Here is a 15,597-nt window from a genome sequence, read left to right as displayed (position 1 = left end):
GCACCAGCCACCCGTGAGTCCGGAGGAACCGATGCAGCGAACCTCGGTGGTGCTCTCGCAGTGCCACGTCGCCGACGCGGACCGCGACGTCCTCCTGGAGGACGCCGCCGTCTGGGTGGACGACGGGACGATCCGTGCGGTCGGGCCCCGGGAGCGGGTCCTCGACCAGCTGCGCGAGGAACTGCCGGGCGAGGACCGGCCGCCGGAGCTCGAGCTGGGCGGCCGGACCGTGATGCCCGGGCTGTTCAACATGCACACGCACCTCTCGCTGGCGCTCCCCGGCCCGCTCGGGGCGCAGATCGCCGCGATGACGCCGCACGAACTGGCCCTCTACATGGCCGACGGCGCCCGGCGCTCGCTGCTGTGCGGGGTGACGTCCGTCCGGTGCGTCGCGGAGAGCGACCACGCCGACTTCGCGCTGCGCGCGGCGATCGAGGCCGGGCGGGCCGAGGGCCCACGGATGTTCACCGCCGGCCGGGCGCTGGTCTGCACGGGCGGGCACGGCCACGAGACGAGCTCCACCCTGGAGTGCGACGGGGCGGACGACTTCCGCCGCGGGGTGCGGGCGCAGATCCGGGCCGGCGCGGACCTGATCAAGGTGATGATCTCCGGCGGGATCGCGGGCGAGCACGAGTCCATCGACACCCGCCAGCTCACGTCGGACGAGATGTCGGCGGTGATCTCCACGGCGCACGAGTGGAACCGCAAGGTGACGGCGCACGCCGGGCCGGCACCGGTCATCCTCGAGGCGGTCGAGCTCGGCCTCGACTGCGTCGAGCACGGCTACCAGCTCACCCCCGAGACCGCCGCGGCCATGGCGCGGCACGGCTGCGCGCTCGTCCCCACGCTGGGCGTCTCCCGCTGCCGCGAGTTCTTCGAATCGCTGGGCGTGCCGCCGTGGATGCAGGAGCGCGCCCTCGGTGCCGGTCCGCGGCACGTGGAGAGCTACCGCACGGCACTCGACGCGGGCGTCCCGGTGATGCTCGGGAGCGACCTGCCGCCGTTCTGGGACATCGACGGGACGAACGCCACGGCCTGGGAGTACGGGCTCATGGCCGAGCACGGGGCGGGTCCGCGCGGCGCGCTGGCGGCGGCGACCACGGTGCCGGCCGCGTGGCTCGGCGTCGACGACCGGGTCGGCACGGTCGGCGAGGGCAAGGAGGCCGACCTGCTGGTCGTCGACGGGGATCCGCTGACCGATGCCTCCGCCGTCCGTCGCGTCTCGATGGTGCTGCAGCGGGGCCGCGTCGTCCCCGGTGCGGGCAGCGGCGCGACGACGCGCTCCGCGGTCCCGGCCGGGCAGGCCGCGTCGTGACCGTCGACTGGCTGCTGACCGGCGGTCGTGTCGAGACCTTCCACCCCGACGCCGGCCGCGGTACCGCGCTGGCGATCGGTGACGGCCGGGTCCTCGCCGTCGGCACGGACGCGGACCTCGAGCAGCTGGCGGGTCCGGCGACCCGCCGGACCGATCTGCGCGGGGCCACCGTGTGGCCCGGGTTCATCGACACCCACATCCACCTGGAGAAGGTGTCGCACGAGTTCCAGATGCTGCGGCTCGAGCAGGCCCGGTCGGTCGGCGAGGTCGTCGAGATCGTGCGCGAACGCGCCCGGGCGTCGAGCGAGCACGTCTGGATCAGGTGCTTCGCCGACACCGCCGCCTGGAACGAGCGCAACCTCGCCGAAGGCCGGCTGCCCACCCGCGACGAGCTCGACGCGGCGGCACCGCGCACCCCGGTCTATCTCTACCGGCGGCCCGACCGCGCGGTCATCAACACCGTCGGGGCGCAGCGCATGGCCGAGCGGCTGGCCGGGCTGCCGGTCGAGTCCTACGACCCGGCGACGGGCTACCTGCACGGCCAGGCCGTCCGGGTGGTGAACGACGCCATCTACACCCAGAGCATGGACGACGACGAGTACCGGCTCGCCATCCTCGACGAGGCCTGCGGGCGGCTGCTCCGGATGGGCGTCACGACGGTCGTCGACCCCGGTCTCGCCGGCGCGTTCGAGCCCTCGTGGGCCCTTTACCAGGAGGCCCGGCGGCGCGACCAGCTGCCGCTGCGGGTGCGGCTGATGAACCGGTTCGACTGGCGCAAGCCGTTCCAGGTGGAGCTCGACCGGCTGCTCGCCGCCACGGCCCCGCCGATGACGGGGGACGAGGGCCTGCGCGCCTGGGCCGTCAAGCTGCTGCTCGACGGCGAGTTCGCCACCGCCTGGATGCGGTCGGGGGAGGAGATCGGGGACGCCCACCCGCACTACACCGGCGAGGAGCTGCGGACGCTGCTGCGCCTCGCCGCCGAGCGCGGGTGGCCGGTGTGCATCCACGCCATGGGCGGCGGCGCGATCGGCGAGATCATCTCGGCCGTCGACGACGTGCGGCGAGCGGGCGCACCGCTGGAGAGCGGTCAGGTGAGCATCGCGCACGCCTTCCTCGTCGACGTCCTCGACCTGCGTGAGTGCGCCCGGCTCGGAATCAAGATCTCGGTGAACCCGCCGCTCGGCTACGTGTACAGCGACGAGATCCGCGCCGCCTGGGGGCCGCTCGCCGGCCGCACCATGCCGCTGGCCACCATGACCGCGCTCGGCTTCCGCTTCGCCGCCGGGTCCGACACCCACCCGTGCGCTCCGCTGCACGGCGCGCTGATGGCCGTGACGCGGCGGGTCTGGGACGGCTCGAGCCTCGGTGACCACGAGGCCCTGACGCCCCGGGAGGCGTTCCCGATGTACACCCGGCACGCCGGTGACTACGTCGGGGAGCCGGACCTGGGACACCTGGCCCCCGGCGCGCGGGCCGATCTCGTCGTCTGGCCGGAGGACCCGCTGGGTCTCGATCCGGAGGAGTGGCCCCGGCAGCAGCCCCTCGCCGTCGTCATCGGTGGCCGCCCCGTGCACCTCGACCCGTCCATCCCAGGGAGTGCCTTCCATGTCTGACTCGATCCTCCTGCACGGCTGCTCGGTCGCCGACGCCACGCGGAAGGCGCCGCTGACGGACGCGGCCGTCTGGATCCGCGGGGAACGCATCGTGGCGGTCGGCCCCGAGGCGGAGGTCCGTGCCGGCCTGGACGACGCCGACCACCGGGAGATCGACCTCGGCGGCCGCTGGCTCTCGCCCGGCCTGGTCAACATGCACACCCACCTGTCGCTGTCCCTGCCCGGTCCCCGCGGGGCCGAGGTCAAGGCGATGGACGAGGCCCAGCTGGCGCTGTACATGGCGGGTGGTGCCGCCGCGACCCTGCGGGCAGGGGTCACCACCATCCGCTGCGTCGGGGAGAAGAAGCACGTGGACTTCAGGCTGCGGGAGGCGATCGACGCCGGCCACGTGGTCGGACCGCGGATCTTCACGGCGGGACGGCCGATCTCCTGCACCGGCGGCCACGGTCACGCCTCGTCCGGGGCCCTGGAGTGCGACGGCCCCGTCGGCTTCCGGAACGGGGTCCGTCAGCAGATCCGGGCCGGCGCGGACCTGATCAAGGTCATGATCTCCGGCGGCATCTCCGGGCAGCACGAGACGATCACCACCCGGCAGGTGGCCCGGGACGAGCTCGAGGCGGCGATCACCACCGCGCACGAGTGGAACCGCAAGGTCACCGCCCACGCGGGCCCGGCCGGGGTCACCGGCGAGGCGGTGGAGCTGGGTCTCGACTGCGTCGAGCACGGCTACGAGCTGACCGACGAGGTGACGGCGGCGATGGCGGCCTCCGGCTGCGCGTACGTGCCGACGCTCGTCGTCACCCGGTGCAAGTCCTTCTTCGACGAGCTCGGCGTCCCGGAGTGGATGCAGCAGCGCTCGCTGGGGGCGGGGGAGCGGCACCTGGAGAGCTACCGCAGCGCCCTGGCCGCCGGTGTCTCGGTGATGCTGGGCTCGGACATGCCCCCGTTCTGGCAGTTCGAGGGGACCAGCGCGGCGGTGCGGGAGCTGGAGCACATGGCCGAGAACGGCCTGGAGCCGTTCGACGCCGTCGCGGCCGCCACCCTCGTGCCCGCCACCTGGCTGGGCGCGCAGGACGACATCGGATCGGTCGAGCCGGGAAAGTTCGCCGACCTCGTCGCGACGGAGGGCGACCCGACGGCCGACGTCGCCACCTACCGCTCGCTGTCCTGGGTCATGAAGGGCGGCGCCGTCGTCCGCGACGACGTCGCGACCGGGGCCTGACCCGTGTCCGGGGCGGCGTGCTCGCGCTCAGGGGACCGGCGGCGTGACCGCCAGGAGGTACTCGGCGGGCGCACCGGAGTCGTTGAAGAAGCGGTGCGGCAGCCGGGAGTCGAAGGTCAGGCTCTCGCCGATCGCGAGGTCGTACCGCACGCCGTCGACCTCCGCGCTCATGCTGCCCACGACGACCACGGCGCACTCGGTCGACGGGTGCGCCCACGGCTCCTCCGACGTCGCCTGCCCCGGAGCCAGCCGGCCGTGGAGCACCTCCAGGTCGGAACGCCCGGGGGTCAGCCGTTCGTAGGACATGAGCCCGGCCCCCGCCGACAGCAGCGGACGCTGGCCCGGGCGGCTGTGGTGGACCTGCGCCGGCGGCTCCTCGGCGAAGAGCGTCGCGAGGTCGGCGCCGAGCACGGCGGCCAGCTTGCGGATGGTGTTCAGGCTCGGGTCGGTGGCGCCGCGTTCCACCTGGCTCAGCAGTGCCGCCGAGACACCGGTCGCCGCGGCGAGCTCACGCAGGGACATGCCCCGGTTCTTGCGCAGGGTGCGCACCCGCTCGTTGAGCATGAGTTCCTCCCCGGTCCGACGACGACCGATCGTCGGACATTTTCTGTTCACTGAGGCTATCGCCGTGTAAACACTGGCGATACATTCGCCCTCTAGGTTCTCCCTCACACCTGGCAGCTCCGCTGTCGCCCCTTCGGCCAGAGGAACGGATCCATGTCGATCGCAATCTCATCCGCTCGGGCGGTCCGCCCCACGCGGTACGCCGCCGTCGCAGTCGGTGCAGCAGTCCTCGTCAGCGGCTGCACCGCGGGCTCGTCGTCGTCCGGCGGGGGTGGGGGCGGGGGTGGCGACGCCGCCGACCAGACGCTGCTGGTGAACACCTCCTTCGTCTACTCGACGCTCGACCCCGCCCGGGCGTACGAGCAGACCGGGTACCTGGCGATCCACAGCTTGTGCGACACGCTCATGACCTTCGACGGCGGGGACGTCGGCGAACCCGTGCCCGAGCTCGCCGAGGGGTTCGAGGTCTCCGAGGACGGCACGACCTACACCTTCACGCTCCGGGACGACGCCGTCTTCTCCGACGGCTCCCCGGTGACGTCGGAGGACGTGCTGTTCTCCTTGAACCGGATGATGAACGTCCAGGGCAGCGGGTCGAGCTTCTTCGCCGGGCTGGAGTTCTCCGCACCCGACGAGTCCACGGTCGTCGTGACGGCCGACCGTCCCACCGCCGAGGTGCCCACGCTGATGGCGATGCCGGTGACCAGCATCCTCAACGAGGAGGTGGCCACGGCGAACGGTGCGACCGACGCGGAGGGCGCCGAGACGGCCGACACCGCGCAGACCTTCCTGGACAGCAACTCCGCGTGCGCCGGTCCCTACGTGCTGGAGCGCAACGACCCGGGGAACGAGATCGTGCTCACCGCCAACGAGGAGTACTGGGGCGAGGCGCCGGGCTACTCCCGGGTCGTCATCCGCAACGCCGACGCGCAGAACCAGAAGCTGGCGATCAGCCGCTCCCAGGGCGACGAGGTCGCGATCGACGTCACCGGCAACCTGCTCGACGGCCTGCCGGAGTCGCTCAACGTGTCCCAGGTGAAGGACACGCTCTACATGCTCTACATGAGCACCGACCCCGCCGTCTCCCCGGCCACCTCAAACCCCGACTGGCGGGCGGCCCTGCGGGCGTCGCTGGACTACGAGGGCCTCGCCGCTCTGTACGGCCAGGGCGGCGACCGCCTCGGCGGCTTCCTCGCCGACGCCTACCCGGGCTCGCTGCCCGTCGAGGAGGGCCCGGAGCGCGACCTGGACGCCGCCCGGGCGGCCCTCGAGGCCTCCGGTGTCGGCGACGAGCCGGTGCGCTTCATCTACCCGTCGATCACCTACCGGGGCGTGGACCTCGGCACGATCGCGACGAAGGTCCAGGGTGACGCCGCCGAGGCCGGCATCAACCTGGAGCTGACGCCGCTGGCGCTGCCGGCGTTCCTGGAGGAGCAGCGGGGCGGCAACGTCGTCATGGGCTTCACGCCGCACGCGCTGATCTACCCCCGCCCCGAGTCGCTCGTCCGGCAGCTGAGCCCCGGGGGCGTCAACGCCGAGCGCGTCCGCTGGAGTGACGGGCCGGCGGCCGAAGAGGTCACGGCGGCCGCCGAGCAGGCGCTGACCGCGGTCGACGGCGCCGAGCTCGAGAGCGCGCTCGTCGAGTGGCAGGAGGCCATGCTCGCCGGCTCGCCCTACGTGCCGGTCGCGCAGAACTCCGGATCGGTCGTGTCGACCGAGGACGTGGCCGACGCCGAGTACACCCCCGCCGGCTGGATCCTCGACCTGGCCGCGGTGGAACCGGCATGACCGCGCACCGGCCAGGCTCCGCGGCACCCGCGGAGCCCGGCACGGGCGCCGATCGCACACAGCCGTCGGCGCCCGTGCACGAGACGGGCACCGACGCCGCGGCCGAGGGGACCACGGCTCGGCCGAAGCGCTCGGGCCACGGCTTCCTCCGCTACCTGGTCCAGCGGCTGCTGGTCACCGTGGGGCTGCTGCTGGGGACGACCGTGATCGGGTTCAGCCTGGTGCAGCTGGCACCGGGCGACCCGGTCGCGGCGAACCTCTCCGACGCGGCGCTGGGCAACCCGGCCATCGTCGCGGCCTTCGAGGAGAAGTGGGGTCTGAACGAGCCGCTGCCCGTCCAGTACCTCACCTACCTCGGCAACCTGGTCCAGGGTGATCTGGGGTTGTCCCAGCAGACCGGCCGGCCGGTGCTGACCGAGCTGCTGGACTACGTCCCCGCGACGATGGAGATCGCGGTGCCGACGCTGCTGATCTCCCTGGTGATCAGCATCGGGCTCGGGCTGCTGTCGGCCATCCGGAACGGCGGGGCCGCCGACCAGACCGTGCGGGTGTTCTCCCTCGTGGGGCTCTCCACGCCGCCGTTCTGGCTGGCGCTCCTGGCGCTGTACCTGTTCTTCTTCGTCCTCGGGGTCTCGCCCAGCGGTGGACGGCTGAGTCCCCAGTTCAGCCCTCCGGAGCAGGTCACCGGGCTCTACACCGTGGACGCCCTGCTCCAGGGGGACGTGCTCCTCGCCTGGGACGCCGCGCAGCACGCCATGCTGCCGATCCTGGTCCTCACCCTGGTGACGGTGGCGACGCTGACCCGCTTCGTCCGCTCCGCGCTCCTCGAGGTGCTCCGCAAGGACTACATGCTGGCCGCCCGCGCCAAGGGGCTGTCCACGCGCGTGGTTCTGACCAAGCACCTCCTCCGGGCGGGCCTGCTGCCCATCCTCACCATCGCCGGGCTCACCTTCGCGTCGCTCCTGGCCGGCACGGTGCTGGTGGAGAGCATCTTCTCCTGGCCGGGGCTGGGGTCCTACGCCTACGAGAGCGCCACCGCGCTGGACCGCTCCGCGATCCTGGGCGCCAGCCTGTTCATCGCCGCCGTCTACCTGGGGGTCAACCTGGTGGTCGACCTGCTGTACGGACTCGCCGACCCGAGGGTGCGGCTGACATGACCCGGACCCACTCCTCCCTGACCGAGCTGGCGGAGGAACAGGAAGCGGCCACCGTCACGCCGCCCGACGACTCCCCGGCGCCGCGTCGCCGGTGGTGGCAGGCCCGCACGGAGGCGGGCCGGATCTGGCGCCAGCCGGTGGTCGTCATCGCGCTCCTGGTCGCTGCCGCATGGCTGGTCGTGGCGATCGCCGCGCCGCTGCTGGCGCCGTTCGACCCGCTGCAGCAGTCCTCCGACGTCTACGCGTCACCGGGCGGGGACCACCTGTTCGGCACCGACGCGCTCGGGCGGGACGTGCTCAGCCGCGTCATCTACGGCGCGCGGTTGTCCATCCCGCTGGCGCTGACCATCGTCGTCTGCGCACTCGCCTTCGGCGGGCTGCTCGGGCTGGTCGCCGGTTACGTGCGCGGGGTCGTCGGCGAGGGCATCATGCGGCTCACCGACCTGTTCTTCGCCTTCCCGCAGATCATCCTGGCGATGGCGGTCGCCGCCGCCTTCGGGCCGAGCACCCTGAACGCCGTGGTCGCGCTGGTCATCGTCTCGTGGCCCATCTACGCCCGCGTCATCCGCGGAGCCGTGCTGTCCATCCGGAGCGAGGACTACCTCAACGCCTCGCGGATGCTCGGCGTCGGGCCGGTGGCGGCGCTGCGCCGCGACGTCATGCCGAACAGCTTCGGCCCGGCCGTCGTCCTCGCGACCCTGGAGCTCGGCAACTCGATGCTGCTGCTGGCCGCGCTCTCGTTCCTGGGGCTCGGGCCCCGACCCCCGGCGGCCGAGTGGGGCGCGATGATCGCGCTGGGGACCAACGACATCAGCCGGTGGTGGGTGAGCGTGTTCCCCGGGCTGGCGATCCTCACGGTCGTCATGGCCTGCAACATCATCGGGGACGCCCTCCGCGACAGGTTCGATCCGCAGTCCGTGGGAGGACGCTGACATGGGCGAGCTGCTGTCGATGTCCGGGGTGGGCGTGAGCCTCCCCGGCCTCCACCGACCCGTCGACGTGCTCAAGGACGTCACCCTGGACGTCGATCCGGGTGAGATCGTCGGCATCGCGGGCGAGAGCGGATCCGGCAAGAGCATGACCGGGCGGGCGCTGCTCGGGCTGCTGCCGGACGGGGCGCGCGTCCGCGGGTCGATCGTGTTCGAGGGCACCGACCTCGCCGCGGGTTCGGGGAAGGCGTTCCGGAAGGTCCGCGGCCGGCGGATCGCCATGGTGTTCCAGGACTCCACCGCGGCGCTGCACCCCATGCTCACCGTCGGCACCCAGCTGACCGAGCACATGCGCCGTCACCTCGGGCTCAACCGCCGCGACGCCAACGCGCGCGCCGTCCAGCTGATGGAGCAGGTGCGGATCCCCGACCCGGCCCGTGCGCTGCGCTCCTACCCGCACCAGTTCTCCGGCGGCATGCGGCAGCGCATCGCGATCGCCATCGCCCTCGCGGCCGAACCGGCGCTGCTCATCGCCGACGAACCCACGACCGCCCTGGACGTCACGGTGCAGGCCGGCATCCTGCAGCTCTTCGACCGCCTCGTGCGGGAGATGGACCTCAGCATCATGTTCATCACCCACGACCTGGGGGTCCTCGCCGCCCTGGCCAACCGGACCTACGTCTTCTACGCGGGCCGCGTCATGGAGACGGGGCCGACCGAGGAGCTGCTCCTCCGCGCCAAGCACCCCTACACCGGGGCCCTGCTGTCGGCGCGTCCGGAGACGGCGGACACGGGCGGGGAACCGGTCCCGCTGCGCCCCATCCCGGGCCAGCCGGCCACCGCGGCGTCGTCCCCGCCGGGCTGCCCCTTCCACCCGCGCTGCCCCGACCGCGTCGCCGTCTGCGACCAGGTGACGCCACCGCTGGTGCAGGTGTCCGCCACGCGCGTCGGCACCCGGGAGGCGGCGCACGCCGCGGCCTGTCACGTCCACGCGCCCGCGGCACGCGTGCCGGTCGCGGTCCCGGCGCACGGGGAGGGAGCACCATGAGCCTGCAGCTGCAGGACATCGTCGTCGAGTACCGCGGTGCCCACAACAGCATGGTCCGCGCCGTCAACGGGGTGTCCCTGACGGTGGAGCCGGGCAAGATCGTCGGCCTGGTGGGGGAGTCCGGGTGCGGCAAGTCCTCGCTCGCCCGCGTGGCCTCCGGCCTGATCAAGGCCAGCAAGGGCTCGGTGCTCTTCGACGGTGAGCCGGTGGCCCCGTTGAGCTGGCAGCGCCGGCCGCGCCGGGAACTGGGACTGCAGATGGTGTTCCAGAACCCGTACTCGTCGCTCAACCCGCGCCGCCGCATCGACGCCCAGCTGCTCGACGGCGTGCCCGCGGACGTCCCGCGACGGTCGCGGCGCAGCTACGTGCTGGAGCAGCTCGAGCGGGTGGGCGTCGCCCCGGACGTCGCCGGCCGGTTCCCGCACCAGTTCTCCGGTGGGCAGCTGCAGCGGATCGCGATCGCGCGCGCGCTCGTGACGCGACCGTCGGTGCTGATCGCCGACGAACCGGTGACCGCGCTGGACGCGTCCTCGCAGGTGCACGTGGTCAACACGCTGACCCAGCTGGTGCGCGACCTCGACGTCGGCATGCTGTTCATCTCCCACGACCTCGCCCTGGTCCGGCACATCGCCGACACGACCGCCGTCATGTACCTGGGCAAGCTGGCCGAGACGGCGCCGACCGCGCAGTTGTGGAGCCAGCCCGGTCACCCGTACACCAGCTCCCTCATCGCAGCCATCCCGCAGGTGAAGGCGGGTGCCGGCCTCCCCGTGGCCCTCGCCGGGGAGGTCCCGGACCCGGCGAACGTGCCGACGGGCTGCGCCTTCCGGCCCCGCTGCCCGCACGCCTCCGACGAGTGCACCCGCGAGCCGGAGCTGTGGCCGCACCGGGCCGGTCGATCCGCCTGCTGGCTCATCCACCCGGGAACCGAGATCCCCGTCCGCCCAGCGCAGCCGGTCGCCTGACCCCGCGCCCCCCACACCAGGAAGCACCGCTGATGCCGAACGAGCACGTGCCTGCCCCGACGTCCGCCTCCGGTGCGCCGGGACCCGACGGAACCGACATGCAGCTCCACGACCTGCGGATCTCGGTCGACCGCATCGAGGGCCGGTCGGTCTGCGGCCTCCAGGTCGGCGACCACATCGACGTCGTCCGGTCCAACGAGATGCGCCTCCCCGAGGGCAAGCACTTCTGCATGTACGCCTTCGCCGCGGTGCTGCCCATGCTCGCCGCCAAGCAGCGGGACCTGCCTGCCTGCGACTGGATGAGCCAGGACTCCCACGTCGCCTGCCCCGACCCCGAGGAGCGGCTCATCATGCGGATCGACCGCATCGGCACGGCCCACCTGAACTCCGGTGACCTGACGTGAGCGACGTCCCGGCCCCCGGCGCCGGCCCGCAGCGCGCGGGGACCTGGCCGCGCACCGACCGGGTCGAGATCGGGCTCGGGCTGCAGAGCGACAAGCCCGCGGGGGAGTACGCCCGGCTGGCGCGCATCGCCGAGCAGCACGAGATCGACGTGATCAGCGTGTTCTCGGACCTGATGTTCCAGCCCCCGATCTTCGCCCTGCTGGAGATGGCCGCCGCCACCGAGCGGGTGCGGCTGGGAGCCGCCTGCTGGAACCCCTACTCCATGCACCCCTACGAGATCGCCGGCCAGGTGGCCGCGCTCGACCTGGCGTCGCACGGGCGGGCCTACCTCGGGCTGGCCCGGGGGACCTGGCTGGGCAGCGTGGGGATCGAGCAGCCCCGGGCGCTGGCGTACCTCCGCGAGGCCGTCGGCTACGTCCGCGACCTGCTGGCCGGGGACGCGGCCGGCTCGGAGGGGAGCGTGTTCCGGCGGGACGCCGGCGTGCGCCTGCGGTACCAGGTGCAGCGCCCGCACGTGCCGCTGCTGCTGGGTGTCTGGGGCCCGCAGGCCTCCGCGGTGGCCGGCGAGCTCGCCGACGAGGTGAAGATCGGCGGCAGCGCGAACCCCGCGCTGGTCGACGTGATGCGGGAGCGCCTCGCCCCGGGTGAGCTGCGCGCGGGACGTGCCCCCGGCACCACCCGGGTCACCCTGGGCGCGGTGACCGTCGTGGACGAGGACGGCGAGAAGGCGCGGGCCAAGGCGCGCGCCGAGGTCGCGATGTACCTCGCGGTGGTCGCCCAGCTCGACCCCACCGTCGAACTGCGCCCGGGCCTGCTCGAGGAGGTCCAGCAGTTGGTCGCCGTCGACGACCACGCCGGTGCCGGCGCGCTCATCCCCGACGACCTGCTCGACCTGTTCGCCTTCTCGGGGTCACCCGAGCAGATCGCGGCGCAGGCCCAGCGGCTCATCGACGCGGGCGCCGACCGGATCGAGTTCGGCACCCCGCACGGGCTGCAGGACGACGTGGGCGTGGAGCTGATCGGCAGCCGGGTGGTCCCGCTGCTGGACCGCCGCCCGCGGGCCCGGGGGGTCGAGCAGCCCGGACCGGCCGGAACCGGGGAGGGCGTCGCGCGGTGAGCCGGTTCGACGTCGTCGTCGCGCCCGGGGTGCTGGCCGACCGCCGGACCGCCCAGGAGGTGTTCTCCCGGGCACTGGACCGACGGGGGGAGCAGGGATCCCTGCTGTTCCCCGGGAGCGCCGCGGAGCTCGAGGAGACCCTCGGGAAGGTGGCGGCCGCCGGGGAGTTCGGTTACCTCCCGGCCGATCCCGCCGACCTGGACGCGCAGGACCTGCCCGGCGCGCCCGCAGCGGTGGTCCGCATCGACGTCGACCGGCGGGAGGCCGACCGGTCCGACTGCGTCCGCCGGCACATCCGCGGACGCGGGATCGACGGACTCCGGTTCGCCGTGGACTCCTGGCACTTCCACCGGGCGTGGCCGGCCCGGCAGGTGGCCTACGGGCCGGACCCCGATCAGCACGTCGAGGTGCGAGTGCCCCGGGGCCCGGGCAGCGGCGCGCACCCCGTCGCCGTCCTGGTGCACGGGGGCTACTGGCAGTCCCGCTGGGAGGTCGACCTCATGGACGCCCTCGCGGTGGACCTCGCCGAGCGCGGCTACGTGGCCTGGAACCTCGAGTACCGGCGCCCGGACGACCACGGCTGGGCCGCCACGGCCGCCGACGTCGCCGCGGGGGTCGCCGCCCTGGCGACGGCCGACCCGGGTGCCGAGCTGGACCTGGACCGCGTCGTCCTGCTCGGCCACTCCGCGGGCGGGCAGCTCGTCGTACGGCTGGCCGCCGACCTCGCGGAGGACCCCTCGGCCGCGGTCCGGCCGGCGCTCACCGTCTCGCTGGCCGGTGTCCTGGACCTCGACGTCGCCGACCGGCGGTGGCTGGGCGAGGGGTCGATCCCGGCGGCCCTGGGCGGCCGGCGCGACGAGCTGCCGGAGGTCTACCGCCGCTCCTCGCCGATGACGCGGCTGCCCATCGGCCTGCCCGTGGCCGTCGTCTGCGGCCTGCAGGACAGCCTCGACCTGCTGGACATCGGCCGCAGCTTCGCCGCCGCCGCCGTGGCGGCCGGCGACGACGTCGTGGTGCTCGAGGAGGCCGGGAACCACTTCTCGGTGATCGACCCCGACCACCCGTTCTGGACGTCGATCGCCGCTCTGGTGGCCGACCGGGTCCCTCCCGGCGCCGGGTCCCCGCGGTGACGGTGGGGGACGCCGCCTCGCCCGGACAGGGCGGGCCCGGGGCCGCCGACGTCATCGCCGGGCTCGAGGACATGTACGACGCGTTCATGGCCGGCGACCGGCAGCGGTTCGACCGGCACCTGGCCGACGACGTGACCACCTGGGAGTCAGGGCTGCCCGGGCTGCTCAGCCGGTCGCAGCTCGACGCGCACCGGGACGATCCCGAGCGCCCGACCGGGGGCAAGCCCCGCGGCCTGCGCGTGGAGCCGGTGCGGGTCGACGTGTGGGGCGACGTCGCCGCCGCCCGGTACGAACTCGTCGTGCTCCCGCCGGACCCGGACGGGGCCGAGGAGACGACCCGCGTCACCGATCTGCTCCGCCGGACCGGCGACGGCTGGCGCATCGTCCACCACCACGCCGAGGTCCTCCCGGGGCTGCGCGGCACCGGGGGGACGTCGTGAGGGTCTTGCGGGCCCAGCGGCTGGGCGAGCCGGGGGACGTGCTGGAGCTCGGCGAGACGGAGCCGCAGGATCCCGGGCCGGGTCAGGTGCGCATCGCCTGCGAGGCGGTCGGGCTCAACTTCCTGGACGTGTACCTGTGCCGCGGGGGTCACCGGCACGGCTCGCCCCCTCCGTTCACGCCCGGTGTCGAGGTGGCCGGTCGCGTGGTGGCGGCCGGCGCCGGCGTCGGGCACCTCGAGGGCGTCGACGTGGTGGCGTGCCCGGCTCTCCCCGTCGGCGCGCTCGCCGACGAGGTCGTGGTCGACGCCGACCTGGCCGTGCGGCGGCCCGCGGACATCGACCCGGTCGTCGCGGCCGCGCTGCCGGTCGCCTACCAGACCGCGTGGTGGGCGCTGGAGCGCGCCGGCGTGGGGGAGGGCCACACCGTCCTGGTGACCGCCGCCGCGGGCGGGGTGGGCACCGCGGTGATCCAGCTGGCGCTCGCTCGCGGCGCCCGCGTGATCGCTGCCGCGGGCGGGGACGCGAAGCTCGACCTGTGCCGGCGCCTGGGTGCCGGCGCCACGATCGACTACACGACCGAGGACCTGCGCGCCCGCATCGCCGAGGCGACGTCCGGGGACGGGGTGCACGCGATCGTCGACTCCGTCGGCGGCGCGCTGACCGAGCCGCTCGTCGACTCCCTGGCCTTCGAGGGCCTCCTCGTCGCGGTCGGGCGGACGGGTGGACCGTCGTCCGTGGACCCGGGGCGCCTCATGGCCCGGAACGCCTCGCTGGTGGGGCTGTCCTGGGGTTCGCAGTACCCGTGGACCCGCCGGGACGACGTGCTCCGCGTGTACGACGAGCTGTTCGACCGCGTCCGGGACGGCTCGGTGGCGCCGGTGATCGAGACGGTCGGTCTCGCCGACGTGCCCGGGGCCCTGGACGCCATGGCGGCCCGCCGCACCGTCGGCAAGATCGTCGCCGTCATCCGCGACCGCTGATGGGTTCGGCGCCGGGCGGCCGGGACGCGGACGGGACCGCTGCGCCCGCCGTCGACCGGAGCACGGTCCTCGGCAAGGTGGTCACGGTGCTCTTCGCGTTCCGCGCCGACGACCACGGGGTCACCCTGGCCGACCTGGGACGGCGCACCGGCCTGCCCAAGGCGACCCTGCACCGCGTGGTCTCCGACCTCGTCGAGGTGCGGCTCCTCGACCGGGTCGACGGGCGGTACCGGCTCAGCGGGCAGGTCTTCCAGCTCGGGATGCGGGCCTCGGTGGAACGCGGGCTCCTGGAGGTGGCCACCCCGTTCCTGGAGGACCTCTACGAGCGCACCCACGAGACGGTGCACCTCGGCGTGCTCGACGAGGACAGCGTCGTCTACGTCGCCAAGATCGGCGGGCACCGGCAGGCGGCGGCGCCGTCCCGCATCGGGGGCCGGATGCCGCTGCACTGCACGGCGATCGGCAAGGCGCTGCTGGCCCATTCCCCGGCCGAGGTCCTCGCCCGTGCCGTGGCCGGTGGGCTGGAGCGGCGGACACCGCACACCGTCACCGCACCCGGCCTGCTGCGCCGCCAGCTCGACGCGGTCCGCGAGACCGGTACGGCCTTCGAGCACGAGGAGTCGGCGATCGGCATCGTGTGTGTCGCCGCACCCGTGCTCGACCCCGGCGACCGGCCGGTGGCGGCGATCAGCGTCACCGGTCCGGCCATCCGCTTCCGCCCGGGCGCCGCCGCGCCGGCGGTCCAGGCCGCCGCCGCGGGGATCGCGGCGGTCCTCGCCCGCCGCGGGTCGGCGGAGAGCTGACCCGCTCAGTGGAACGCCGGGCTAGGCCCCGGGGACGGGCGCCCGTCATGGTGAGGGTTCCACCGCCCACCGTCGACCCGAGGACGTCATGACGCGAGCGACCACCCCATCGGCCCCTGCC

Annotated in this window: 15 protein-coding genes; 14 read left to right on the top strand and 1 reads right to left on the bottom strand. The window is 73.9% G+C overall.

Features of this window, described 5'->3' with window-relative positions:
- The first annotated feature begins 31 nt into the window (after window positions 1-31).
- From ACI79T_RS14570 to ACI79T_RS14560, 3 genes are read left to right on the top strand one after another with little or no spacing between them, the layout of a single operon-like run.
- Window positions 32-1,315 (top strand): amidohydrolase family protein, encoded by a 1,284-nt coding sequence (locus ACI79T_RS14570; RefSeq protein ID WP_456610791.1) that lies wholly within the window; start codon window positions 32-34, stop codon window positions 1,313-1,315.
- Window positions 1,312-2,928 carry an amidohydrolase gene (locus ACI79T_RS14565; RefSeq protein WP_456610790.1) on the top strand — a complete coding sequence of 539 codons (1,617 nt, stop codon included), beginning with the start codon at window positions 1,312-1,314 and terminating at the stop codon, window positions 2,926-2,928. Before ACI79T_RS14570 ends, ACI79T_RS14565 begins: the two co-directional genes overlap by 4 nt.
- Window positions 2,921-4,150 carry an amidohydrolase family protein gene (locus ACI79T_RS14560; protein ID WP_456610789.1) on the top strand — a complete coding sequence of 410 codons (1,230 nt, stop codon included), beginning with the start codon at window positions 2,921-2,923 and terminating at the stop codon, window positions 4,148-4,150. The genes ACI79T_RS14565 and ACI79T_RS14560 overlap by 8 nt, the downstream gene beginning before the upstream one ends.
- A gap of 27 nt (window positions 4,151-4,177) precedes the next feature.
- Here ACI79T_RS14560 and ACI79T_RS14555 read toward each other — a convergent pair whose 3' ends face one another.
- The gene (locus tag ACI79T_RS14555; RefSeq protein WP_456610788.1) at window positions 4,178-4,714 is read right to left on the bottom strand and encodes a helix-turn-helix domain-containing protein; all 537 of its coding nucleotides are present in this window, start codon (window positions 4,712-4,714) and stop codon (window positions 4,178-4,180) included.
- A gap of 153 nt (window positions 4,715-4,867) precedes the next feature.
- On the opposite strand from ACI79T_RS14555, the gene ACI79T_RS14550 reads away from it, so the two are divergent.
- The 11 genes from ACI79T_RS14550 (at window position 4,868) to ACI79T_RS14500 (ending at window position 15,476) form a co-directional block, all read left to right on the top strand.
- Window positions 4,868-6,502 carry an ABC transporter substrate-binding protein gene (locus tag ACI79T_RS14550; protein ID WP_456610787.1) on the top strand — a complete coding sequence of 545 codons (1,635 nt, stop codon included), beginning with the start codon at window positions 4,868-4,870 and terminating at the stop codon, window positions 6,500-6,502.
- Window positions 6,503-6,576: 74 nt separating this feature from the next.
- Window positions 6,577-7,659 (top strand): ABC transporter permease, encoded by a 1,083-nt coding sequence (locus ACI79T_RS14545; RefSeq protein WP_456610786.1) that lies wholly within the window; start codon window positions 6,577-6,579, stop codon window positions 7,657-7,659.
- On the top strand, window positions 7,656-8,591 hold the full coding sequence (locus tag ACI79T_RS14540; protein WP_456610785.1) for an ABC transporter permease: 936 nt from the start codon (window positions 7,656-7,658) through the stop codon (window positions 8,589-8,591). The genes ACI79T_RS14545 and ACI79T_RS14540 overlap by 4 nt, the downstream gene beginning before the upstream one ends.
- Window position 8,592: 1 nt before the next feature.
- Window positions 8,593-9,636, top strand: coding sequence for an ABC transporter ATP-binding protein (locus ACI79T_RS14535; RefSeq protein ID WP_456610784.1), 1,044 nt, complete (start codon window positions 8,593-8,595; stop codon window positions 9,634-9,636).
- The gene (locus ACI79T_RS14530) at window positions 9,633-10,601 is read left to right on the top strand and encodes an ABC transporter ATP-binding protein (RefSeq protein ID WP_456610783.1); all 969 of its coding nucleotides are present in this window, start codon (window positions 9,633-9,635) and stop codon (window positions 10,599-10,601) included. The genes ACI79T_RS14535 and ACI79T_RS14530 overlap by 4 nt, the downstream gene beginning before the upstream one ends.
- Window positions 10,602-10,699: 98 nt before the next feature.
- Window positions 10,700-11,005: a TIGR04076 family protein gene (locus ACI79T_RS14525; protein WP_456610782.1), complete on the top strand. Its 306-nt coding sequence runs from the start codon at window positions 10,700-10,702 to the stop codon at window positions 11,003-11,005.
- Window positions 11,002-12,123, top strand: coding sequence for an LLM class flavin-dependent oxidoreductase (locus ACI79T_RS14520; protein ID WP_456610781.1), 1,122 nt, complete (start codon window positions 11,002-11,004; stop codon window positions 12,121-12,123). Before ACI79T_RS14525 ends, ACI79T_RS14520 begins: the two co-directional genes overlap by 4 nt.
- Window positions 12,120-13,253, top strand: a complete 1,134-nt coding sequence (locus tag ACI79T_RS14515; protein WP_456610780.1) for an alpha/beta hydrolase — start codon at window positions 12,120-12,122, stop codon at window positions 13,251-13,253. The genes ACI79T_RS14520 and ACI79T_RS14515 overlap by 4 nt, the downstream gene beginning before the upstream one ends.
- A complete protein-coding gene (locus tag ACI79T_RS14510; protein ID WP_456610779.1) occupies window positions 13,250-13,693 on the top strand; it encodes a nuclear transport factor 2 family protein in 444 nt (147 codons plus the stop codon). The genes ACI79T_RS14515 and ACI79T_RS14510 overlap by 4 nt, the downstream gene beginning before the upstream one ends.
- Complete coding sequence (locus tag ACI79T_RS14505) at window positions 13,690-14,673, top strand: NADPH:quinone oxidoreductase family protein (protein WP_456610778.1); 984 nt, start codon at window positions 13,690-13,692, stop codon at window positions 14,671-14,673. The genes ACI79T_RS14510 and ACI79T_RS14505 overlap by 4 nt, the downstream gene beginning before the upstream one ends.
- The gene (locus tag ACI79T_RS14500) at window positions 14,673-15,476 is read left to right on the top strand and encodes an IclR family transcriptional regulator (RefSeq protein WP_456610777.1); all 804 of its coding nucleotides are present in this window, start codon (window positions 14,673-14,675) and stop codon (window positions 15,474-15,476) included. Before ACI79T_RS14505 ends, ACI79T_RS14500 begins: the two co-directional genes overlap by 1 nt.
- Window positions 15,477-15,597 lie beyond the last annotated feature (121 nt).

This window comes from Blastococcus sp. SYSU DS0619 (assembly GCF_054051035.1).
The sequence above is the reverse complement of the archived record's forward strand: the minus strand, read 5'-3'. Positions and strand labels throughout refer to the sequence as shown.

Excerpts from the sequence above, each read along its gene's own strand:
- ACI79T_RS14530 (WP_456610783.1), top strand. The coding sequence starts at position 9,633 with ATGAGCCTGCAGCTGCAGGACATCGTCGTCGAGTACCGCGGTGCCCAC.
- ACI79T_RS14535 (WP_456610784.1), top strand. The coding sequence starts at position 8,593 with ATGGGCGAGCTGCTGTCGATGTCCGGGGTGGGCGTGAGCCTCCCCGGC.
- ACI79T_RS14555 (WP_456610788.1), bottom strand. The coding sequence starts at position 4,714 with ATGCTCAACGAGCGGGTGCGCACCCTGCGCAAGAACCGGGGCATGTCC.
- ACI79T_RS14570 (WP_456610791.1), top strand. The coding sequence starts at position 32 with ATGCAGCGAACCTCGGTGGTGCTCTCGCAGTGCCACGTCGCCGACGCG.
- ACI79T_RS14550 (WP_456610787.1), top strand. The coding sequence starts at position 4,868 with ATGTCGATCGCAATCTCATCCGCTCGGGCGGTCCGCCCCACGCGGTAC.
- ACI79T_RS14560 (WP_456610789.1), top strand. The coding sequence starts at position 2,921 with ATGTCTGACTCGATCCTCCTGCACGGCTGCTCGGTCGCCGACGCCACG.
- ACI79T_RS14540 (WP_456610785.1), top strand. The coding sequence starts at position 7,656 with ATGACCCGGACCCACTCCTCCCTGACCGAGCTGGCGGAGGAACAGGAA.
- ACI79T_RS14500 (WP_456610777.1), top strand. The coding sequence starts at position 14,673 with ATGGGTTCGGCGCCGGGCGGCCGGGACGCGGACGGGACCGCTGCGCCC.
- ACI79T_RS14525 (WP_456610782.1), top strand. The coding sequence starts at position 10,700 with ATGCAGCTCCACGACCTGCGGATCTCGGTCGACCGCATCGAGGGCCGG.